Source organism: Novosphingobium sp., from assembly GCF_027531025.1.
Lineage (GTDB): Bacteria > Pseudomonadota > Alphaproteobacteria > Sphingomonadales > Sphingomonadaceae > Novosphingobium.
Map to the genome: position 1 here is coordinate 277,118 of NZ_JAPZQX010000004.1, position 21,989 is coordinate 299,106.

Annotated in this window: 21 protein-coding genes; 16 read left to right on the plus strand and 5 right to left on the minus strand. The window is 65.8% G+C overall.

Features of this window, described 5'->3' with window-relative positions:
* Nucleotides 1–10 precede the first annotated feature (10 nt).
* Both O9281_RS07940 and O9281_RS07945 read right to left on the minus strand, forming a co-directional pair.
* The gene (locus O9281_RS07940) at nt 11–1,705 is read right to left on the minus strand and encodes an FAD-dependent oxidoreductase (RefSeq protein ID WP_298184405.1); all 1,695 of its coding nucleotides are present in this window, start codon (nt 1,703–1,705) and stop codon (nt 11–13) included.
* Between the two features lie 18 nt (nt 1,706–1,723).
* The gene (locus O9281_RS07945) at nt 1,724–2,497 is read right to left on the minus strand and encodes an SDR family NAD(P)-dependent oxidoreductase (RefSeq protein ID WP_298184407.1); all 774 of its coding nucleotides are present in this window, start codon (nt 2,495–2,497) and stop codon (nt 1,724–1,726) included.
* A gap of 146 nt (nt 2,498–2,643) precedes the next feature.
* Here O9281_RS07945 and O9281_RS07950 point away from each other — a divergent pair, with 146 nt between their 5' ends.
* The 9 genes from O9281_RS07950 to O9281_RS07990 all read left to right on the plus strand — a co-directional run bounded on the left by O9281_RS07950 (nt 2,644) and on the right by O9281_RS07990 (nt 12,236).
* Complete coding sequence (locus O9281_RS07950; protein WP_298184409.1) at nt 2,644–3,405, plus strand: SDR family oxidoreductase; 762 nt, start codon at nt 2,644–2,646, stop codon at nt 3,403–3,405.
* A gap of 9 nt (nt 3,406–3,414) precedes the next feature.
* A complete protein-coding gene (locus O9281_RS07955) occupies nt 3,415–4,116 on the plus strand; it encodes an EthD domain-containing protein (protein WP_298184411.1) in 702 nt (233 codons plus the stop codon).
* A 139-nt stretch (nt 4,117–4,255) separates the two neighbouring features.
* On the plus strand, nt 4,256–5,125 hold the full coding sequence (locus O9281_RS07960; RefSeq protein ID WP_298184413.1) for an SDR family NAD(P)-dependent oxidoreductase: 870 nt from the start codon (nt 4,256–4,258) through the stop codon (nt 5,123–5,125).
* Nucleotide 5,126: 1 nt separating this feature from the next.
* Nucleotides 5,127–6,716, plus strand: coding sequence for an AMP-binding protein (locus O9281_RS07965; RefSeq protein WP_298184414.1), 1,590 nt, complete (start codon nt 5,127–5,129; stop codon nt 6,714–6,716).
* Nucleotides 6,713–8,380 (plus strand): class I adenylate-forming enzyme family protein, encoded by a 1,668-nt coding sequence (locus O9281_RS07970; protein WP_298184415.1) that lies wholly within the window; start codon nt 6,713–6,715, stop codon nt 8,378–8,380. The genes O9281_RS07965 and O9281_RS07970 overlap by 4 nt, the downstream gene beginning before the upstream one ends.
* A gap of 1 nt (nt 8,381) precedes the next feature.
* Complete coding sequence (locus O9281_RS07975) at nt 8,382–9,248, plus strand: amidohydrolase family protein (RefSeq protein ID WP_298184416.1); 867 nt, start codon at nt 8,382–8,384, stop codon at nt 9,246–9,248.
* A 42-nt stretch (nt 9,249–9,290) separates the two neighbouring features.
* Nucleotides 9,291–10,397 carry a Rieske 2Fe-2S domain-containing protein gene (locus O9281_RS07980; protein ID WP_298184418.1) on the plus strand — a complete coding sequence of 369 codons (1,107 nt, stop codon included), beginning with the start codon at nt 9,291–9,293 and terminating at the stop codon, nt 10,395–10,397.
* A 79-nt stretch (nt 10,398–10,476) separates the two neighbouring features.
* Nucleotides 10,477–11,931: an amidase gene (locus tag O9281_RS07985; RefSeq protein WP_298184420.1), complete on the plus strand. Its 1,455-nt coding sequence runs from the start codon at nt 10,477–10,479 to the stop codon at nt 11,929–11,931.
* The gene (locus O9281_RS07990) at nt 11,928–12,236 is read left to right on the plus strand and encodes a hypothetical protein (protein ID WP_298184422.1); all 309 of its coding nucleotides are present in this window, start codon (nt 11,928–11,930) and stop codon (nt 12,234–12,236) included. Before O9281_RS07985 ends, O9281_RS07990 begins: the two co-directional genes overlap by 4 nt.
* Before the next feature lie 9 nt (nt 12,237–12,245).
* On the opposite strand, the gene O9281_RS07995 is transcribed toward O9281_RS07990, so the two are convergent.
* The gene (locus O9281_RS07995; protein ID WP_298184424.1) at nt 12,246–13,898 is read right to left on the minus strand and encodes a hypothetical protein; all 1,653 of its coding nucleotides are present in this window, start codon (nt 13,896–13,898) and stop codon (nt 12,246–12,248) included.
* A 131-nt stretch (nt 13,899–14,029) separates the two neighbouring features.
* Here O9281_RS07995 and O9281_RS08000 point away from each other — a divergent pair, with 131 nt between their 5' ends.
* The 6 genes from O9281_RS08000 to O9281_RS08025 all read left to right on the plus strand — a co-directional run bounded on the left by O9281_RS08000 (nt 14,030) and on the right by O9281_RS08025 (nt 18,807).
* The gene (locus O9281_RS08000) at nt 14,030–14,788 is read left to right on the plus strand and encodes an SDR family NAD(P)-dependent oxidoreductase (protein ID WP_298184427.1); all 759 of its coding nucleotides are present in this window, start codon (nt 14,030–14,032) and stop codon (nt 14,786–14,788) included.
* On the plus strand, nt 14,788–16,053 hold the full coding sequence (locus O9281_RS08005) for an MFS transporter (RefSeq protein ID WP_298184428.1): 1,266 nt from the start codon (nt 14,788–14,790) through the stop codon (nt 16,051–16,053). Before O9281_RS08000 ends, O9281_RS08005 begins: the two co-directional genes overlap by 1 nt.
* A 6-nt stretch (nt 16,054–16,059) precedes the next feature.
* A complete protein-coding gene (locus O9281_RS08010; RefSeq protein ID WP_298184430.1) occupies nt 16,060–16,560 on the plus strand; it encodes a nuclear transport factor 2 family protein in 501 nt (166 codons plus the stop codon).
* Nucleotides 16,561–16,619: 59 nt separating this feature from the next.
* The gene (locus O9281_RS08015; RefSeq protein ID WP_298184432.1) at nt 16,620–17,099 is read left to right on the plus strand and encodes an Lrp/AsnC family transcriptional regulator; all 480 of its coding nucleotides are present in this window, start codon (nt 16,620–16,622) and stop codon (nt 17,097–17,099) included.
* Nucleotides 17,096–17,587: an Lrp/AsnC family transcriptional regulator gene (locus tag O9281_RS08020; RefSeq protein WP_298184434.1), complete on the plus strand. Its 492-nt coding sequence runs from the start codon at nt 17,096–17,098 to the stop codon at nt 17,585–17,587. The genes O9281_RS08015 and O9281_RS08020 overlap by 4 nt, the downstream gene beginning before the upstream one ends.
* 137 nt (nt 17,588–17,724) lie before the next feature.
* Complete coding sequence (locus O9281_RS08025) at nt 17,725–18,807, plus strand: Rieske 2Fe-2S domain-containing protein (RefSeq protein ID WP_298184436.1); 1,083 nt, start codon at nt 17,725–17,727, stop codon at nt 18,805–18,807.
* Nucleotides 18,808–18,887: 80 nt separating this feature from the next.
* Here O9281_RS08025 and O9281_RS08030 read toward each other — a convergent pair whose 3' ends face one another.
* Nucleotides 18,888–19,640 (minus strand): SDR family oxidoreductase, encoded by a 753-nt coding sequence (locus tag O9281_RS08030; protein WP_298184437.1) that lies wholly within the window; start codon nt 19,638–19,640, stop codon nt 18,888–18,890.
* A gap of 85 nt (nt 19,641–19,725) precedes the next feature.
* Between O9281_RS08030 and O9281_RS08035 the strand changes: the two genes are divergently transcribed.
* Nucleotides 19,726–20,793, plus strand: a complete 1,068-nt coding sequence (locus tag O9281_RS08035; RefSeq protein WP_298184439.1) for an alkene reductase — start codon at nt 19,726–19,728, stop codon at nt 20,791–20,793.
* Nucleotides 20,794–20,857: 64 nt separating this feature from the next.
* Here the strand turns inward: O9281_RS08035 and O9281_RS08040 are convergent, their stop codons facing one another.
* Nucleotides 20,858–21,979 (minus strand): Rieske 2Fe-2S domain-containing protein, encoded by a 1,122-nt coding sequence (locus O9281_RS08040; RefSeq protein ID WP_298184441.1) that lies wholly within the window; start codon nt 21,977–21,979, stop codon nt 20,858–20,860.
* Nucleotides 21,980–21,989: the final 10 nt, after the last annotated feature.

Below are 21,989 nucleotides of genomic sequence, written 5' to 3' on the forward strand. Positions count from 1 at the left end.
CCCGCGCGGTTCACCCCGCGTTGCTGCCGGTCAGGTGATTGGCAGCGATATAGCCGAAGGTCAGCGCCGGACCGATCGTGACGCCGGCCCCCGGATAGCTCTCACCCATGGCCGAGGCCGCGCTGTTGCCAATGGCGTAAAGCCCGGCAATCGGCTTGCCCCCGGCATCCAGCACGCGGGCCAGGGCATCGGTCTTGAGCCCGCCATTGGTGCCGATATCGCCGGGGTAGATCGGCATGGCATAGAACGGGCCCTTGGTGAGCGGGCGCAGGCAGGGGTTGGGCGTGACGCGCGGATCGCCGTACATCTTGTCATAGGCCGCTTCGCCGCGGTGGAAATCGGGGTCTTCCCCCTGTTCGGCGTTGGTGTTGAAGCGGGCGATGGTGGCTTCCAGCCGGGCTGGATCGACGCCCATCTGTGCGGCCAGTTCGGCAATGGTCCGGCCCTTCTTCAGGATCGTCTTGACCATGCCGTTCTGCAGCCAGTCTGGCACCAGCGGATAGACCGGGCCGACTGGATAGGAATGGCGATAGGTGTGGTCGAACACGAACCAGCTGGGGCTGGCATCGCCATGCTCGCGCTGGCGGCGCGCCATCTGCTGGCCGACGATGTGATAGGAGGCCGCCTCGTTGAGATAGCGTTCGCCCTGCTGGTTGACCATCATGCAGCCGGGCAGCGCCCGCTCGATCGTGCACAGCCGCCCGCGATCCTCGCCCGGCACGTAGAATACCGGCGCGGCCCAGGTCGATTGCAGGTTCATCGTTTCTGCGCCCAGCGCCTGTCCGGCGCGGATCGCATCGCCGGTGTTGCCCCCGGTCCCGCCCGAATAGAGCGCATTGGGGTAAAGCGGGGCATGGGCATCGCGCATGGCCTGGTTCTTGTCGAAGCCCCCCGCTGCCAGCACCACGCCCTTGCGCGCCCTGATCCGCACGGCCTTGCCATCGCGGCGAATGACTGCGCCGGTGACCTTGCTCTGTTCGGTGACCAGTTCCTCCAGCCCGCTATTGAGCCACAGCGGCACCTTCGCCTCGTTCAGCGCCAGCCGCAGTCCGCCCGCCAGGGCATTGCCCAGGGTCAGGCGGCGATCCTTGCGCGAGGTGAAGCGGAACGGCCAGTCAAGCCAGTACCGCATCAGGCTCTTCGCCAGGTGCAGCCACCAGCCCTTGGCCCGGAACAGCAGGATATAGGTCTCGTCGAAGTGCCAGTTGAGATAGCCGAACAGCGAGGCCGCCGGCGAGGCGAAGCGCAGGGTCCGCACGTCCCTGCCCAGCCGCCGCCCGTCCAGCGGCAGCGGCATGTGGGTGCGATAGCCGGTGAGCGAGCCGCCGGGGTTCTCGGCATGGTAATCGGGATAGGGAAAGGCGTGATATTCGATCTCGGTATTGGCGCCCATCCAGCGCAGCATCTTGGCCGCGTTGGTCACATAGGCGCGGATGTTCTCGTCCGGCACGTTGTCGGCCGACAGCGCGCGGACATATTTGAAGGCATCCTCGACATCGTCGTGAAAACCAGCCGCCGCCGCCTGGTCGCTGGCCGGAATCCAGATCCCCGCGCCCGAGGTGGCCGAGGTGCCACCCCACAGCTGCTCCTTCTCGACGATCAGCACATCGGCATGGTTCTTCGCCGCGACGAGCGCTGACAGCATGCCGCCCGCCCCCGATCCGACCACGAGGACATCGACTTCCTGATCCCACTTACCGGTCATCGTCGCGTTCTCCGGGGCTCAGGAGGGAATGTAGAGCTGGGCCGCCTTGCCGCCATCGACTGGCAGGGCAACCCCGGTGATATAGCTCGCCGCGTCCGACAGCATGAAGACGATCGCCTCGGCCAGTTCCTCGGGTTGCCCGCCGCGCCCCATCGGGATCGCATCGGCAGTCTTGGCGGCGAGTTCCGGCGCCTTGGTCGCAAAGTCCAGCGTGGCGGCGGTGTTGACCTGGCCCGGCACGATCGCGTTGACCCGGATGCCCTGCCGCGCGCCTTCCATCGCCGCGACGGCAGTGAACTGGATCAGCGCCGCCTTGGAAGCGGAATAACTGGAATAGTTCGCCATCGCCCGGATCGCCGTGGTCGAGCTGATGTTGACGATCGAGCCCTTGCCCTTCGCCGCCATCACCTTCATCGCCGCCTTGGTGCCGACAAAGACGGCATCGGCATTGACCGCGAAGTCCTTGCGCCAGTGTTCCAGCTTGAGGCGGCTGATCGGGGCATAGTGGGTCGACATGGCATTGTTGACCAGCATGTCGAGCCGGCCGTGGCGGGCGGCGACATCCTCGATCAGCGCTTCGAAGGCCGGGAAATCGGTCACGTCGAGCTGCACGGCCTCAACCTTGCCGCCGTCGGCCTCGATCTGGGCGCGGGCGCTATCCAGCAGTTCTTGCCGCCGCCCGCAGATCACCACATGCGCGCCGCGCCGGGCCAGCAGGGCGGCGGTGGCAAGGCCGATGCCGTCGCTCCCGCCTGTGACGATGGCGACCGTGCCGGTCAGATCCTGGCTCATACCCTCTCCCGTTCAATTCGCCTGTCGCGCAAGTGTTGCACAGGGATTCTCCAAGAAACGCAATTGACGCAGCCATGCGCTTTCTGTCAACCTAATGCGTAATCAAAACGACTATGAATTACGAATCTTTCGGATGAGGAGCGCGCATGACCGATCTTTCCGGCAAAGTGGCACTGATAACGGGGGCCGGGCAAGGGGTCGGGCAGGGGATTGCCCTGGCCCTGGCGGCGGCGGGCGCGAAAGTCGCGGTCACCGGGCGGACGCTCGCCAAGCTTGAGGGAACCTCGGCGCTGGTGAACGAGCGCGGGGGCGAGGCGCTGGCGATTGCGGGCAACGTCAAGGATGCCGCGAGCCTCGCGGACATGGTCGCCCAGACGGTCGAGCGGTTCGGCGGGCTCGATATCCTGGTCAACAATGCCCAGGAGGTACCGAACGGCAAGCTGCTGGACGTGACTGACGAGGCTTTCCTGGCCGGGTTCGAATCCGGCCCGCTGGCCAGCTTCCGGCTGATGAAGCTGGCCCACCCGCACATGGCGGCGCGCGGCGGCGGGGTGATCGTCAACCTGGCCTCTTCTGCCGGGATCCGCTGGGACATGACCGGATACGGGGCCTATGGTGCAGTCAAGCAGGCGATGCGGGTGCTGACCCGCGCCGCGGCGGCGGAATGGGGGCGGCAGGGGATCCGCGTGCTGACGATCGCGCCGCACGCCGAAAGCCCCGGCCTGAAGTGGTGGATCGCCAACAACCCGGAAGAGGCCGAGGCCTTTTTCCGCACCATCCCGCTCGGCCGGATCGGCAAGCTGGAAGAAGACATCGGCCGGGCCGTGGCGGCGCTCTGCTCCTCCGACCTCGGCTATCTGACCGGCGCGACCATCCCGCTTGATGGCGGGCAGGCCAATTTCGACTGAGCGGCGGCGATGGAAAAGGTGATTTGCCTGCTGTGGGCCGACGAAGGCGCTGACCGGACGGCGTTCAACGCCAGCCTGCTGGACCGGCTGCCCGGTGCCTTGCGTGCGGCGGGAGCGACCGGCATCCGGCTGAATCTTGAAGACGCGATCAGCGCGGGTGGTGCGCACTTGCGCCAGTCGTGCGGGGCCCGCCAGCACGATGCCGTGGTGCAGTTCTGGCTGCCATCGGCCAACCGGCTGCTGCGGGGCGAGGCTGATCGGGCGCTCGATGCCTGCTGCGCGCGTTGGCACGGCTGGGTCGTGGCGGAATCGACGATCATCGCCAACAGTGCCTATCCGGCGCAGGCTGGTCAGCGCACGGCCGGCTGGGCCCAGCTGGCCTTCCTGACCCTGCCGGAGCGGCTGACCCATGCCGAATGGCTGGCGCTCTGGCAGGATCGCCACACGCTGGTCGCGATCGAGACCCAGGCCAATTTCGAATATGTCCAGAACCTGGTGGTTCGCCCGCTCACTGAAGGCGCGCCGCCCTATGTCGCGATTGTCGAAGAGTGCTTTCCCGAGGCGGCGCTGACCGATCCCTTCGTGTTCTTCGATGCGGTTGGTGATCCGGCGCGGTTCAAGGCCAACCTCGACCGGATGATGGAAAGCTGCGACCGGTTCATCGATCGCGGGACCATCGACGTGATCCCGACCGGGCAGTACACCTGTTGACCGGCGCGGATCACGCGAATTCCGGTTCGTGGCGCGGATGCGGCTTGATTTGCGTAATGAAATACTATTTGTAATCCGCAAAACCGCGTTATAAGCGCAATTGAGCGCAGCAATGCGTCGAATCATGGGAGAGGTTGGGATGACGGCAAAGGTAGCACTCGTCACCGGCGCAAGCCGCGGAGCGGGTCGCGGGATCGCGCGCGGCTTCGGTGAGCTGGGCTATACCGTCTATGTTACCGGCCGCACCATTGCCCCCGGCGATGCCAAGGGCTGGGATGGCACGGTCCTGCCCGGCACGGTCGCCGAAACGGCGGCGGAAGTCACGGCGGCGGGCGGCAAGGGCATTGCCGTGATGTGCGACCATGCCGACGATGCCCAGGTCGCCGCGCTGTTCGAACAGATCCAGCGTGAGCAGGGCCGGCTCGACGTGCTGGTCAACAACGCCACCTATATCCACCACCAGCTGATCGAGAAGAAGCCGTTCTGGGAAAAGGACCTGGACGCGGTGAAGATCCTCGATGTCGGCCTGCGCTCGGCCTATGTCGCCAGCTGGCATGCGGCGCGGATGATGGTGAAGCAGGGCTTCGGCACGATCGCCTTCGGATCGTCGTTCGGCGGTTCGTGCTATATGCATGGCCCGGCCTATGGCGCGCAGAAGGCGGGCGTCGACAAGTTTGCCCATGACATGGAGCATGACCTGCGCGGCACCGGGGTGATCGCGGTGTCGATCTGGATGGGGCCGCTGGTCACCGAGCGTTCGCTGATCGCGCAGAAGACCAATCCGGAACAGTACGAAGGCTTCATCGACGCAGCCGAGAACCCGGAATTCACCGCCCAGATCATCGATGCCATCAGCACGGCGCCCAACCGTGACGAGCTTTCCGGCCAGACCCTGATCGGGGCGGAAATCGCCAAGGAACTGGGCGTCACCGATCGCGGCAAGGACAAGCCGAGCTACCGCGAGATGCTGGGCAGCCCACGTCCGAAGAACCCGGCCGCCGTCTACTGACATGGCCAGCCGGTTCCACCTGGCCGACCTGTTCGAAACCGTCGCGCAGACGGTTCCAGAGCGGCTGGCGGTAATCGCCCAGAGCCGGCGGCTGACCTTTGCCGAACTAAACGAGCGCTGCGACCGGCTGGCGGCGGGGCTGGCCGCGCACGGGGTTGGCCGGGGCGCAGCGGTCGGTCTTTATCTTTACAACGGCCCGGCCTATCTCGAAGCCTTCATCGCCGCCTGCAAGCTGGGCGCGGTCCCGTACAACGTGAACTACCGTTATCGCGCGGACGAACTGCGCTATCTCTTCGCCAATGCCGATAGCGTGGCGATCGTCCACGGGGCAGAATTTTCGCCGATCATCCGCGATCTGCGCGGCGATGTGCCGACGCTGAAGCTGACGGTCGCGGTGGAGGACGGTTCGGACGCCGACATTGCCGGTTCGGTACCCTATGCCGAATTGCTGGCGCATGAGCCGGGCGGCCCGTGGGAGCGCAGCGAGGACGACTATCTCCTTTGCTACACCGGTGGGACCACCGGCATGCCCAAGGGCGTGATGTGGCCGCACCGCGCCTTTGTCTTCGCCTGTGCCGGTGGGGCAGGGTACTTCAACCCGTATGGCCCGATCCAGCGGCCCGAAGATATCGCCAGCCGGGCGCGCGATGGCTATCCGCTGAAGATGTTCCCGCTGGCCCCGCTGATGCACATGGCGGCGATGTGGACGGTGTGGAGCGCACTGCTGAATGGCGTGACGATCATCCTTGACGAAAGCCGCGTGTTCGAGCCGGAAAATGTCCTCGACATTGCCGAGCGCGAAGGCGCGAACATGCTCCAGTTCGTCGGCGATGCCATGGCGACGCCGCTGCGCGATTGCCTGCGCGCCAATCCTGGGCGCTGGAACCTGTCGGCCGTGGTCAACCTGGGATCGGGCGGGGCGGTGTTTTCCCAGCATCTCAAGGACGATCTCAAGGCGCTGGTGCCCTCGGCCAGCATCACCGATGGCATGGGCTCGTCCGAAACCGGCATGTCGGGCATGGCCGAGAAATCGGCCGAAGGCGTGATGCGCCTGCCCGCCAACGCGTTCCAGCAGGTGGTCATCGATGGCCGGATCGCCGCCGTTGGCGAGACCGGCTTCGTCGCCCGCACCGGCAACACCCCGATCGGCTATTACAACGATCCGGTGAAGACAGCCGAGACCTTCGTGGCGATCGACGGCACGCTCTGGGCCGTATCCGGCGATGCGGCGCGGCTTGATTCTGATGGCATGATTACGGTCTTCGGGCGCGGTTCCACCTGCATCAACACCGGCGGCGAGAAGGTCTTCCCCGAAGAGGTCGAGGAAGTGCTGCGCGCCCATCCGGCGATCTTCGATGCCGTGGTGGCCGGGCAGCCCGATGCGCGCTGGGGTGAACGGGTGATCGGCGTCGTCTCGCTGCGGTCGGGGCAGGAACAGCCTCCGTTTGATGCGATCAAGGCTTTCGCCAGTGAGCGCCTGGCCGGCTACAAGGTGCCCAAGGCGCTGGTCTGGGTGGATGAGGTCAAGCGATCCCCGGCCGGCAAGCAGGACTATCGCTGGGCCAAGGACATGGCGGCGGAGGTAGCATGAGCCAGGTCGATCCCCTGTTCGCCGCGGTCACCGCGCCGGGCACGCCGTTCGAACTGGTCGAGCGCGATGGCCTGTTGCAGTTCGCCAATGCCGCGCCGGACCTGGCCTTGATGATCGACCATGCCCGGCGGCATGGCGACAAGACCTTCCTGGTCGATTTCTCCTCCGACGGGGCCGAGCGGCGGCTGACCTTCGAGCAGGTCTTTGCCTGGCGCGACCAGCTGGTGCCGCTGCTGCAGATCAAGCGCGGCGACCGGGTGGCGATTTGCATGCGCAACCGGGCCGAATGGATCGTAGCCTTCATGGCGGTGATCAAGGCCGGTGGGATCGCGGCTCTACTCAACAGCCGCGGCTCCCCCGCCGAGCTGGTGGCGATGATCGATGACGTGACCCCGGCGCTGGTCCTGGCCGATGGCCGCCGCGCCGCGCTGATCCGCGAAGGTGGCTACCAGGGCCGGATGCTCGATCTCACCAAGCCCTTCGACGATCGGGAGATCGCGCGCCGCGCGAGTGAAGCCATGCCCGATCCGGGGCTGGCCCAGCAGCTTGACCCGGCGACGATCCTGTTCACCTCCGGCACCACGGGCCGGGTCAAGGGCGCGGTGCTGACCCATCGCAGCCTGATCACCGGGCTGATGCTGATGCAGCTTTCCGGCGTGATGGTGCTGCACAACATGGCGCGCCAGTATCAGACGACACCCGAAGCGCTGATGGCCAACATGCCGCAGCAGGCCGTGCTGCTGGTCTATCCGCTGTTCCATATCTCGGGCCTTGGCGCGGCCTTCCTCTCGCCGCTGTTCGCTGGTTCCAAGGTGGTCATCATGCGCCGGTGGGACGCGCAGGAAGCGGTGCGGCTGATCGAGGCCGAGAAGATCACCATGTTCGCCGCCGTGCCGACCATGCTGTGGGACGTGCTGCACCGGGCGAAAGCGGGCGCTGCGGACCTCACCTCGCTGCGCAACGTTGCCTCGGGCGGGCAGGCGCTGCCGGTCAACCTGCTGGACGAGATCCGCCAGGTCTTTCCCCATGCCGTGCTCGGCACCGGCTATGGCATGACCGAGGCATCGGGCTCGCTGGCCCAGGCCGTGGGCGAGGACTTCATCCGCAACCGCGCTTCGGCCGGACGCGTCCTGCCGCTGGCCCAGGTGCGGATCGTTGCGCCCGATGGCACGGTCATGCCGACCGGCGAGAGCGGGGAAATCCAGCTCAAGGGCGCGATGGTCATGGCCGGGTACTGGAACCGCCCGGAAGAAACCGCCGCCGCCTTTACCGCCGATGGCTGGCTGCGCACCGGCGATGTCGGTTATATCGATGCCGAGGGCTATATCTTCATCGTCGACCGGGTGAAGGACATGGTCATTTCCGGCGGCGAAAACATCTATTGCGCCGAGGTTGAACGCGTGATGGGCGAAATGCCGGGCGTGGGCGAATGCGCTGCCTTCGGCATTCCCGACGAGCGGCTGGGCGAATTGCTGGTTGCCGTGGTGAAGGGCGATGGCCTGACCGAAGCGGCAGTGATCGACTGGGTCGGCGAACGGCTGGCCCGCTACAAGGCGCCCGGACGGGTCGCGATCGTGAGCGAACCCTTGCCGCGCAATGACGTGGGCAAGGTCAACAAGGGGGCGCTGCGCGCTGCCTGGCAAGCATTATCCGGAGAACAATGACATGGGCATGCCCAAGGATATCGGCATCATCGACTGCATGCTCGGCATTCCCGAGGCGGAGGACCGCTCGGACTGGTTCACCGCCTTCCGCCCGCTGATCAAGGACGCGCAGACGCTGCAGCAGTTCTCGATGCCGGCGCAGTACATGTTCAAGGACGTGCCGCAGACCGGCCATGCCGACGATTACGTCAAGTGGACGGTCGAGCAGATGGACAAGCACGGCATTGCCAAGGCGTTGGTCGGCTGGAACGAGAACGAAACCTCGCGCCGCGCCAAGGAGCTTTACGGCGACCGCTTCTTCTTCGATCTGCCCTGCGATCCCAACAAGGGGATGGAGGAAGTGCGCCGGATCAAGCGGATTCACGCCGAGGTCGGCCTGTCCGCGATCAGCGTGTTCCCGGCGGGAACGCTGCCGCAGGTGGCGATCAACCACAAGTACATGTTCCCGCTCTATGCCTGCGCGGTGGAACTGGACATTCCGATCTGCCTCAACGTCGGCATTCCGGGGCCGCGCATCCCGATGGAAACGCAGAAGGTCGAGCATCTCGACGAGGTCTGCTGGTTCTTCCCGGACCTGAAGATCGTGATGCGCCACGGTGCCGAACCGTGGCAGGACCTGGCCGTGAAGCTGATGCTGAAGTGGCCGAACCTCTATTATTCGACCAGCGCCTTTGCCCCCAAGCACTATCCCAAGGCGATCATCGACTATGCCAACACGCGCGGCAGCGAGAAGATCATCTACGCCGGCTATTTCCCGATGGGCCTCAGCCTGGAGCGGATCATGTCCGACATGGAGCACGTGCCCCTGAAGGACGAGGTCTGGCCCAAGTTCCTGCGCGACAATGCGACCCGCGTCTTCAAGCTCTGAACCTTCATACGACCAGCACACCGGTTCCCCGGGGAGAATGACATGACCGACACCGCCACCGATGCCCGTACCGCGCCCGTCGCGGTCTGGCAGGTCCTGGAAAAGATGACCAAGGAAGAGCGCGAGGCCTGGCGCGTGGCGCCGATCGCCAACCGCCCGACGCCGGAACAGCGCAACCTCGACATCGGATTCCCGTTCGGCTGGTATCCCTTCATGCTGGCCAAGGATCTGGCCGTGGGCGAGGTCAAGCCGGCCCGTTATTTCGCACGCGACCTGGCCGTCTGGCGCGGCGAGGACGGTCAGGTGCGGATGGTCGATGCCTATTGCAAGCACCTGGGCGCACACATGGGCCACGGCGGCAAGGTGCATGGCAACCTGCTGGAATGCCCGTTCCATGCCTGGCGTTATGATGGCGAAGAAGGCGTGGTGAAGGAGATTCCCTATGCCAAGGCGATCCCCCCGCAGGTCAAGCGCAAGTGCACCCGCACCTGGCATATCCGCGAAGCCAACCAGTGGCTGTGGGTCTGGTATCACCCCGAAGACGCAGCGCCGCTCTATGACGTGGTCGATCTGCCCGAGGCGAGCGATCCCGACTGGACGCCCTACGACATCGTCGAATGGCGCATCTTTGGTTCGCTCCAGAACATGGCCGAGAATGGCGTTGATTTCGCCCACTTCAAGTACATCCACGGCACGGCTGAACTGCCGAGTTCGGAACTGTCGTGGGGCGAATGGGACCGCTGCGGGATCGTCCGCGCCAAGATGGGCACGCCCAAGGGCATGGTCGATGGCGCGATCACCAGCAATTCGATGGGGCCGGGCCAGGCCTGGGTGCGCTTCACCGGGATCTGCGAGACGCTGCTGGTGGCCTGCATCATCCCGGTCGAGCTGGACGAGCTGCAGGTGATCTATTGCTACACCCAGCCCAAGGAACAGGCCGAAGGGCCGATGGCCGGGCTGGCCCGCGCGATCATCAAGGACGTCAACAAACAGCTCGATCAGGACAAGGTTGTCTGGGACCGGATGCGCTACGAGCCCAATCCGATCATCTGCGACAGCGACGGTCCGATCCCGCATTTCCGCAAGTTCTATTCGCGCTTCTACGCGGCGGGCGACGGCGTGCCGTCCTCGCAGCGCAAAGCCGGCTGAGCGCGTGCCAACCCGGCGCGAGGTGGTCGCAGGCGGCGCGGCGGCACTGGCCGCAACCGCAGCAGGAGGAGCAAAGGCGATGTCCAGCAAGGCCGGTGCCGGGGGGATCGCGGCGCTTCTCTCCAGCCACGATGCGCTGGGCCTGGCGGCGCTGGTGCGCCAGCGCAAGGTTTCGCCCGCAGAACTGCTGGATGCCGCGATTGCCCGTGCCGAGGCGCTCAATCCGCAGCTCAACTTCATGGCCCAGAAGCATTACGACTTCGCCAGGGCCGAGTTGGCGCGGGGCCTGCCCAAGGGGCCGTTCACCGGGGTTCCCTGGTTGCTGAAGGACCTCAATACCTACATCGCGGGCGAACTGACCGAAGGCGGCAGTCGCTTCTACAAGGGCTATCGGGCCACGGTGACGTCGGAGCTTGTCACCCGTATCCAGCGGGCCGGCTTCGTGGTGTTCGGCAAGACCACCAGCCCAGAGCTGGGGCTGACCGGCACCACCGAAGGCAAGCTGACCGGCGCAACCCGCAATCCCTGGGACCCCAGCCGGATCGCTGGTGGCTCGTCGGGCGGGGCGGCGGCGGCGGTGGCAGCGGGCGTGCTGCCTGCGGCCCATGCCACTGACGGCGGCGGATCGATCCGCATTCCTGCCTCGTGCTGCGGACTGTTCGGTCTGAAGCCCAGCCGGGGCCGGGTACCGATGGGGCCGCTGCGGACCGAGGGCTGGGGCGGCCTTTCCACCCACCACGCGGTCAGCCGTTCGGTTCGCGACAGCGCCGCGATCCTCGATGCCACGCATGGTGTCGAGCCGGGCTCGCGCTATGGCGCGCCTGCTCCGGCCGAGGGCTTCCTCGCCCAGGTCGGCAAGCATCCCGGCAAGCTGCGGGTCGCCCTGATGCTGGATTCGCCATCGGGCAGCCCGGTCGATCCGGAATGCCGCGCCGCCGCCGAAGCTGCGGCGCGCTTGTGCGAAAGCCTGGGCCACCATGTCGAGATCGCCCAGCCGAAGTGGGATGTCGGCGCGGTCGGCCTTGCGGCCTTCCAGGTCATGGCGGCGGCCATCGCGGCTGACCTGATCGATCGCGGCAAGGCCACCGGCATCGTCCCCGGCCCCGAAGTGCTGGAACCGATCACGCTGGCCTTCATGGGTTTTGGCCAGACGGTGACGGGAATGGACTATGCCCGGGCCAACAACACCTTGCAGGCGCTGGCGGTTGCGGTCGGGCAGTTCATGGAGCGGTTCGACGTGATCCTCGCGCCCACCCTGGCCGCGCCGCCGCTGGCGCTGGGGCGGATCAACCTGACCCCCGATTGCGATTTCCAGCAGTGGGGCCAGCGCGTCTCGGTGTTTTCGCCCTTCGCGCAGATGGCCAACCTGACCGGCCAGCCCAGCATGTCGGTGCCTTTGGGCCAGTCGCAGGCGGGCTTGCCGATCGGGGTGATGTTTACCGGTCGCTATGGCGATGAAGCACTGCTCTACCGGCTGGCCGGACAGCTGGAACGCGCCGCGCCCTGGGCGGATCGCCGGCCGGTGCTGGCATGAGCGCGCTGGCAACCATCACCGCTACCGCCGCGCCCTTCGCGGGGCTGATCGGTCTCATCGGACTGGCTGGCCTTGCCGGCATCCGCCGTCCGGTCGAGCGTACCAGACCGGGCGGAGCGGTCCGCCTGCTGGGCCTGCTGGGCCTGGCGGGGTTGGCCGGGATCTGGATCGACGGGGCCGGCGCCATCGGCGCGGCCGGTGCGCTGGGCCTGTGGAACCACCAGGATGCCAGGCTGGCGTTCTGGGGTCGGCTTGGCTGGCTGTTTGTGCTTGGCCTGCCGTTTCTGGTCGCACACTTCGCCTAGCGGCTGGCGCTAGCGCTGGCGCGCAACCCGTACCGGTCCGGCAATTCCGGGGATGAACACGTCGCCATCGGGCAGCAATTGCAGCACGCCCCAGGCGCCGTTGAACTGCTGGCTGCGGCCCAGCACCATGCGCGTCTCGGTCCTGCCGCTGTCGAAATCCAGACCGGTCACGTTCCAGCCCTCGCTGTCCCAGCCCATGACATAGGCCTGCCTACTGATCGTGCTGAGCACCGGGATGATCGCAGCGGGTGTACTGATGTCGGCCCGCGCCCAGAGACTGTCCCAACGGTTGCCGGCATGGTCCCAGCGAAACATCTCGACGCCGCGCGGCGGGGTGCGGAAAGGCCCCTGGACCAGCAGGTTGTCGAGGTCCGGCTTGATGTTCTGCGGCGCCATCCCGTTCAGGACGAAGGCATAGGGGCCGGCTACCCCGATCGAGGCTTCGGTCTGGATATAGGGATCGGCAATGCCACCCATTGTCACCGCCATCTGCCCGGCGATCCGGCGCGAGGCGGTGCCCGGCTGGCGGCGGGCATCGCGCGGGATCGCATCGCGCCAGAAGGCCACGATGTTCATCCGCTGCTGACCGTCGGCGATCACCACCAGCCGATCCTCGCCGGGGCCAAAGCCCAGCAACGTGGCGGTGGTACCCGATCCGGTGCCGCCCCCGCGCACCCCCGGCAGCGGGTTCTCGGTCAGGTCATAGGGGGATGACCAGGCGCCATCGCGCGGCCGGTCCGAGAGTTTGCCCCGCCGCCACACGAACTTGTGCATGCGGCGATCGCCCACGGCATAGATGCCGCCGTCCGGATCGACCGACAGCGAATTGGTGAACAGCTCGCCAGGAACGGTGACCACCTGGGGGGCATTGCGAAATTCGCGGTCGATCACCACCACGCTGCCGCCGACCATCGAAAAGACGATATGCCCGTCATAGGTCATGTTGATGCCAAGCGGCATGTCGCGCATCATGCCGATCCCGCGCCGCAGTTCGGCATTTTGGCCTTGCCCGGACCGCTCCAGCCGCGCGAGCAGCAGCGCGCGGGCCGCTTCCTCGCGCTTCAGGGCGGCGGGAATGGTCCACTTGCGCAGCAGCACCACTGCCGAACGGGGATCGCGGTCATCAGCCTGGCCATAGACTAGGATCGCGCTGCGGGTCAGGACATAGAACTGCCCGCGCTCGTCGGTCATCGAATAGATCCCCGCTTCGCGCGCCTGGGTCTCGGCATAGAATGGCAGGGCGCGGGCCAGGTAGCCGCGCAGCTCGGCCTCGCTTGCGGCCCGGTCGAAAGCGGCCAGGTGCGCATTGACTGTCTCGGCAGACAGCAGGGTCATGCCTTCGATCGGCAAGGAGGCCAGCTCCTCCCAGTGACCATTGTCGATCCGGATCTTGGTGACGCGGTTGTTGTTGGTGTTCCAGGTCGCCTGAACGCCGCCCGGATAACGCAGCAGCCCGGCATAGTTGATCGTCAGCAAGCCGGTTGGGATGCGCTTGACCCGCTCCGGCGCAACCGGACCCTGCTCGCGCGGACCCTCGACCGGCATGGCATCCGAAGCGCCGGAATCGTTATGCGTGACTGCCGGTGCGCCCTGTGAAAGAAAGGGATTGGGCGGCGGCAGCGTGATCGCGCTTGCGGCGGCGGCCAGGGCCAGGATGATCATGTGGCGGCTCCGATAGCTTTCCTGGCAAGGCAAGCATTCGATTCCGCAAAAGGCAAGGGTCAATTGGCATTTGACAGTTATTTGCGTATAAAATAGCCGTCTGTATAACGCAAAATGTTTGGGAGTGCGCAATGCGCGGTTTGAATGGCAAGGTCGGGGTGGTTGCGGGCGGCGGCCGCGGGATCGGTGCGGCGACGGCGCGTCGCCTGGCCGAGGAAGGCGCCGCCGTGGTGATCGGCGATATCACCGAGGCATGGGCCAAGGAAACCGCCGAAGCGATCTGCGCCGCCGGTGGCCGGGCAATCGGCGTCTACCTTGATGGCACCAAGGCCGCCTCGCAGGCGGCCATCGTCCAGGCCGCGCTCGACGAGTTTGGCGGCCTCGATTTCTATCACTCGAACCTGGCTGGCGGGACCGAGGGCGATATTGATGCACTCAACTGCCCGGAAGAGGTGCTCGACCGGTCCTTCGCGATCAACACCAAGAGCCACATGTTCGCCACGCAAGCCGCACTGCCGGTGATGCTGGAGCGCGGCGGCGGGGCGATGATCTATACCTCGTCGGGCGCGGCGATCGGTGGCAATGCCTTCCAGGTGGCCTATCCGATGACCAAGAACGCCATCCACGCGCTGGTCCGCCATGTCGCCACCAAATATGGCAAGAAGGGCATCCGTTCCAACGGGATCTGCCCCGGCGTAGTGCTGACCGAGGCGGTCAAGCAGCACCTGACCGATGAATACGTGACCGGCGCGCTCAAGACCGTGCCGCACACCCGCCTTGGCGAACCCGAGGACATTGCCGCTGCCGTGGCCTTCCTGGCCTCGGATGATGGGGCCTGGGTCAATGGACAGGTCTGGCACGTCAACGGCGGCATGATCAAGCGCGACTGATGGACAGCACCGCCCCCCGCTCGAACCCCTGGGTAGTGCTGGCCACCCTGCTGGTCATCTACATCTTCAACTTTGCCGACCGCTATCTGCTGACCGGGCTGATCGGCCCGATCAAGCAGGAATTCGATATTGGCGACGGGATCATCGGCCTGCTGATGGGGCCGGCCTTCGTCGTGCTCTACGTGGTGATGGGCGTGCCTTTCGCGCGGATGGCTGACCGCGGATCCAGGATCCGGATCATCGCCGCGGGCTGCATCATGTGGAGCCTCGCCACCGCCGCAACCGGGCTGGCCACCGGGCCGGTTTCACTCGGGCTGGCACGGATCGGTGTGGGGATCGGCGAGGCGGCCTTTGTCGCTCCGGCCTATTCGCTGCTGACCGACTATTTCAAGCCGGAGCGGCGCGGGCTCGCTTTCGCGATCCTGGGGCTGGCGACCTATTTCGGCCAGATTGCCGGGCAGGCCGGCGGACCGGCGCTGGCGGCCGAGATCGGCTGGCGGGCGACTTTCTTCACGGTTGGCCTGCCAGGCGTGGCGCTGGGCCTGATCGCCCTCGCGCTGGTGCGCGAACCGCCCCGCGTTCTGGCCGCAGGCGCGCAGGCGGTGGCGGAGATTCCGTTCGGGCAATTGATCGGCCTGCTGCTGCGCAGCCCCGGCTATGTGATGATGGCGCTGGGATTCGGCTTCGGCACCCTGTCCGGCGTGACCTTCGGCTTCTGGGGGCCGGAACTGTTCGCTCGCAGTTTCGATCTCGATCCGGTGGCGGCCAAGACCGCCTTCGCGCTGAACTTCGGCCTGGCGGGACTGTGCGGGATGCTGGCCTTCGGCGCCTTGTCCGACAAGCTGTCGCAGCGTGGGCGGGTCTGGCCGGTGCGGCTGTCCGGAATTGCACTGTTCTGCGCGACCACGCTGGTGCTGGTGACCGTCTGGGCACCCAGTTTCGAACTGGCGATGCTGATTGCGATCCCCTGTGGCCTGCTGGGTGGGGGCTGGTCGGTTGGGCTTTATGCCGGGCTGCAGCACATGCTGCCCGCCAGTTACCGCGCCAGCGCCACGGCCCTGTTCATCGCCTTCATCACCTTGCTCGGCTATTTCGTGGGGCCCTGGGCCACTGGCGCGATCAGCCAGGCGCTGGGCGATGATGCGCGCTCGCTGCAACTGGCGATCTCGTTCGTGGTGCCGACCGGTTTCATCGCCGCACTGTTCGCCCTGCTGGCGGCGCAGCGGGTCGAGGCCGACCGGGTCCGGCTGGCCGAGGCGGGCTGAACGGCGATGGGCCAGTCCGCTCCCTTCACCGCGCCGCAGGAACTGCATGACCTGGCCTTTCGCTATGGCCTGGCGGTCGATAGCCGCGATGCGGCCATGCTGGACGGGGTCTTTACCCGCGATGGCGCGATCCGCGGGCACGGCGAAAGCCGGGCGCGCTATGCCGGGGAGGCGGGCTGGCAGGCGATGATCGCCGAGGTTTCGGCCAGCTTCGACCAGACCATGCACAATGTCTTCAATCAGACGTTCGAAGTGGACGCACAGGGTATCGTCACGGGGCTGACCACGGGTATTGCCAGCCACCTGCTGCCCGCCCCACCCGAGGCCACCGAGCGCACCCTGCTCGACTTTGCCATGCGCTATCACAACCGCTATGCGAGCGAGGATGGCGTCTGGAAATTCGCCGAGCGGGCGCTGGAAGTGGTCTGGGTGGAAACGCGTCCGGTCCGGCGGTTCAGCCCAGCCATGCTGGGGCGCGAACTGCGCGGCTTCGCGGCGGTGGATTGATCGGTGCTTTTACGGCGCCCAGTGTTGACCTTGCTCGGAATAGGGGGTTTTCCGGCACCATGAGTGAAGATTTCCCGATCGATGATATCGACCGCGCCATCGTCGGCCAGCTGCGGCTGAACGGGCGGGCGACCAACCAGCAGATCGCCAATGTGCTGGGGCTTACGGCGGCCACCGTTTCGGCCCGGATCCGGCGGATGGAAGAAGCGGACAAGCTGCGCGTCGTCGCCGTGTCCGACTTTTCGGCGCATGGCTATAACGTGCTGATGGAGGTTGCGATCGAGGTCGATGGCCGCCCGGCTTCCGAAGTTGCCGCTGAACTCGCCGAGTTCCCGGAAGTCTTCGCCGCGCACCTCGTGACCGGGCGCTATGATATCGACATGCTGGTCGTGCTGCGCGATTTCGATGACCTGGCCGCCCTGCTGCTGGAGAAATTCTCCAAGGTGCGCGGTATCCGCTCGATGGTGCCGGCGATCGCGGTGGACGTGATCAAGTACAAGTTCGACGTTGCGCCGATCGAGGCGCGGGGGGATCTATGACCGCGCCGCAGCTTGACGACCTTGACCGCCAGCTGATCGAGCTGCTGGCTCGCGATGCCCGCGTTTCCAACCGCAAGATCGCGGTCGATCTGGGCGTGACCGAAGGCACCGTGCGCGGCCGGATCAAGCGGCTGCAGCAGGACGGGCTGATCTCGTTCACCGCGATCACCAGCTTCGGTCTGGCGGATTCGGCGCGGATGGCCTTCATCGGCGTCCAGGCCGAGGTCAGCGACGTGCGCGAGGTGGCCCGCCGGATTGCCGAGCTGGACCAGGTCAATGCCGTGATGCTGACCATGGGCCGGTTCAACATCCTGGCGATCTGCCTGTTCAATTCGCTCGATCACCTGCACGAAGTGGCGTCCGACCGGATTCTCGCGATCCCGGGGGTGCGCCACGTGGAAACCTCGATCGCGGTGAAGACGCTGAAGTACAATGCCCGGGTGGTGCGGATCACCGAGGTACAGGCTGCGAACGGCGATGATGACTGATTTCGCGTAATTGTGATGGTCATTGATTACGCATAGAGCCGTCATCGCCCGATTGAATCTTTGATTTTCGCATAAGACTTGCCTGATCATTGCGTTTTGCGCTATTGTCGAGTCACACTTGAGAGTGGGGAGAGACAATGGCGACGACCGCAGACTACGGGCTGGGCGAATTTACGTATCCGCGCGGCTGGTTCATGGTGGCGAAGTCCGAGGAAATCGGCACGACGCCGGTCGCCGCGCGCTATTTCGGCGAGGAAGTGGTCCTTTATCGCGGCGGGCAAAGCGGCAAGGTCTTCATGCTCGAAGCCTATTGCCCGCATATGGGCACGCACCTGGCGCGCAATACCACGTCCTATGTCGTCAAGGATGGCGAGCATGTCGAGGGCGACAATATCCGCTGCCCCTATCACGGCTGGCGGTTCGGCCCGGATGGCCGGGTCAACCAGATCCCCTATTCCCCCGCGCCGATCCCCAAGTCTGCCTGCATCAAGAGCTGGAAAGTGGTGGAACGCGCCGGCTGCCTGTGGACCTGGTATGATCCCGAAGGCCAGGAGCCGGATTACGAGCTGCCGCCCTTCGAAGGCTATGACGCGCCGCACTGGGTCAACTGGAACGTGCGCGAACTGGGCGTGCTGAACTGCCACCCTCAGGAAGTGGTCGATAATATGGCTGACAAGGCTCACCTCGAGCCCGTCCACGGTTCGATCGACATGGTCTCGTTCGAGAATGCGTTCGAGGATCACGTCTGCCGCCAGATCCTGTCCGCCGGGCACAAGACCCTGGCTGGCGACGGCGGCGAGCCGATGACCAACGATACCTGGTACACCGGTCCGGGTATCCTTCAGTCGGTGATGGTCGGTGCCAACCCGTCGCACATGCTGATTGCCCATACGCCGGTCGACGATGGGGTGATCAAGGTGTGGTACGGCCTGCTGGTGAAGGTAGACAATGCCGAGCCCAGCGCCGACGACATCGCGCTGGCCCATGCCTATGAGGAAGCCGGGGTTGATGCCTTCGCCCAGGATTTCGAGATCTGGTCGAACAAGCGGCCCTGCCTCCACCCGATGATGGTGCGCGGCGATGGTCCGTTCGACAAGGTGCGAATCTGGTACCGCCAGTTCTACAATCCGCGCGCCCAGGCCGAAACCTTCCAGAAGCGCGTCAACGGCCGCTACACGACCAAGGGCACCAAGACCGCCCCGTGGGAAAGCGCCGCCTGATCAATCGAGGTCTCCTGTGAAAAGGCCCGCCCCGGCATGCCGGAGCGGGCCTTTTCTTTTACCCGGTGCTAGGGCGGGGCTCAGATTGCAGTTGCGCCGCCATCGACCACCAGCGGATGGCCGGTAATGAAGCTGGCCTGGTCCGAGCAGAGCCACAGCACTGCCGCCGCAATCTCTTCCGCCTGGCCCATCCGACCCAGCGGGGTCATGCTGTCGAGCACCTTCTTCATTTCGGGATTGGCGGTCAGTGGCGCGGTCATCGGGGTTTCGATCACGCCGGGGCAAACCGCGTTGACGCGAATGCCGGCCTTGGCCCAGCGCAGGGCACCGTGCCGGGTCAGCCCGATCACGCCATGCTTGGTGGCGGTATAGCCCGGCTGGGCCGGGTTGCCGACAAGGCCGTTGATCGACGAGGTGTTGACGATCGCGCCCTTGCCCTGGGCCAGCATGACCTCGGCCTCCTCGCGCATGCAATACATCACGCCGGAGAGGTTGATGGCGATGGCCCGGTCCCATACGGCATCGTCGTATTCATCGGCGCCCATGTTGTTGATGCCGGCGTTGTTGTGCGCGAAATCGAGGCGACCAAAGTGGCTGACGGCGCGAGCTACCAGTGCCTTGACCTCACTTGCCTCGGCCACGTTGCAGCGCTGATATACGGCCTTGCCACCGGCCGCCGCGATCAGGGCGACGGTTTCTTCCCCACCGGCATCGTTGACATCGGAGACCACCACGGCAGCCCCGGAAGCAGCAAAGCCCAGCGCGGTTGCCCGGCCGATCCCGCCACTGGCGCCCGTGACCAGCGCGACCTTGCCGTCAAACCCGTAATTCATCCTGCCTCTCCTTGATATGCGTAGAATTTTGCTTACAGGATAACGCAAACATCGGTCAATTGCCGATTGTGGGAGTTAAATTCGAATGACTGCCAGCCTTTTCTCACCCGTCACGCTTGGCGAGATCGAGCTTAGCAACCGCATCGTCATGGCCCCGATGACCCGCGACCGGGCCGGGCCTGGCGACGTGCCGACCGACCTGATGGTAGCCTACTATGCCCAGCGGGCAAGCGCCGGGCTGATCGTGACCGAGGGGGTTCAGCCCAGTCCCGTCGGCAAGGGTTACTGGCGCACGCCGGGCATTCACAGCGCGGCGCAGGTCGAGGGCTGGCGCAAGGTGGCCGATGCGGTTCATGCGCGCGGCGGGAAGATCGTGATGCAGCTGATGCATTGCGGGCGGGTGGTGGTCCCCGCCAATCGCGGCTTCGATGCCGAGGTAATCGCGCCATCGGCCATTCCCTGCCCCGACAAGGTGCCGGGGCCGGATGGCGTGCCGCAGGACTGCGCCATGCCGCGGGCGATCCTGGCGGCAGAGATTCCGGCGCTGGTCGAGGAATATGCCGAGGCCGCCCGCAATGCCGTGGGAGCCGGGATCGACGGGGTCGAGCTGCACTGCGCCAGTGGCTACCTGATCAACCAGTTCCTCAACCCGGTCAGCAACCAGCGGGACGATGACTATGGCGGATCGATCGAAAACCGCATCCGCTTCCCGATTGCAGTCTTGCAGGCCATGGCCGGGGCGATTGGTCCCGGCCGGGTGGGCTTCCGCATTTCGCCCGGCAATCCGTATAACGGGATGGACTCAGCCGATCCGGCGGCAACCTTCGGCCCCTTCGTCAAGGCGGCTGACGGCCTGGGGCTGGCCTATCTCCATGTCGTGGACATGGGCCTGGCCGAACTCGATACGCTGGCCCTGCTGCGTGCGAACTACAGCGGTCCGATCGTGACCAACAACAACCTCAAGGCCGATAGCGCCGCCGCGCTGCTTGATGCCGGGCGGGCCGAAGCGGTCAGCTTTGGCCGCGCCTTCATCGCCAATCCCGACCTGGTCGAGCGGATCGCCGCCGGGGCGCCGCTGGCCAAGCCCGACTATGCGCGGCTCTATACCGGCGAGGAGCTGGGTTACACCGATTACCCGGTCTGGGTCGGCTGACGCGAAACGGGCCCCGGCGCTTGCCGCCGAGGCCCGCTCTGCTGGCCTTGGGCTGTGGAGAGGATCAGCCCACGGCGCGCAGGTTCGGCTTGCCACCTTCGCCTTCGGGCGCGGAGTAGTAGCGGCTGTACCACTGGCGGAACTGCGGGATCGGGCCATCGCCATCGCAGATGATCGGGTTCGGCTCGTAACGCATCCGGTCCCAGATTACCTTGTCCTGGTCCAGCTGCTTGCAGATGTCGCGGATCAGCGCCCTGGCCAGTCCCGCGCTGGGGCCGGTGGCCTGGGCTTTCGGCTGCATGAAGCCATAGCGGACCCGCAACACGTCCTCCTCGATCGGCACTAGGCTGGCGACCAGCAGGGTTTCGGAAATGCCGCGGAAGCGCACCCAGCTTTGCCCGGCACCCATCGTGTCATAGCTGATCAGGCCATCGACCACCCCGGTGGGCGTGCCCATCTGCGCCTTCACATCGGCGCCGCGGCCCCATTCGCCCCAGCGCAGCTCGGCCTTGGGCACGTCGGCAGTGCCGTGGATGTACTTGAAGTGGGCCACATCGACGCCGTTCTCGGCCATGTTCTGGATCGATCCGTAGACGATCCATTCGTGCATGTCGTACCCGGTCCATTCGGGATCGCCGTATTCGTCGTGGACGACCACGTCCCACAGCGGCGCGACAGTCTGGTCGGGATGGTACCAGACCCAGATCCAGCCATTGGCCTCGGTCACCGGCCAGGTGCGCAGGCACTTGCGCTTGACCTGTGGGGGGATCGCCTTGGCATAGGGGATCTCCTTCACCACGCCTTCCTCGCCATCATAGCGCCAGGCGTGGAACGGGCATTCCAGCAGGTTGCCGTGCACCTTGCCGCCGTGGCCCATATGCGCGCCCAGGTGCTTGCACCAGGCGTCGGTCACACGAACCTGGCCATCCTCGCCCCGCCAGATCGCGAGGTCCTTCGCGAAGTAGCGCAGCGGTTTGACCTGGCCGACCGCGACGAAATCGGCCTGTTCGACCGCGTACCAGCCAAACGGAAAGCCGATGTCGAGTCCGCGCTCGGCCGGGCCGGGGCGATCTGCCAGCGGGGCGACGCGCCAGTCGACCAGGTCCTGCCCGCGCAGCTTTTCGAGGATTTGCCAGACGGCGACCGGGGCGGTGCGGGCGTCGGTTGCGCTTGCTGCAATGCTCATGGGTGCTCCC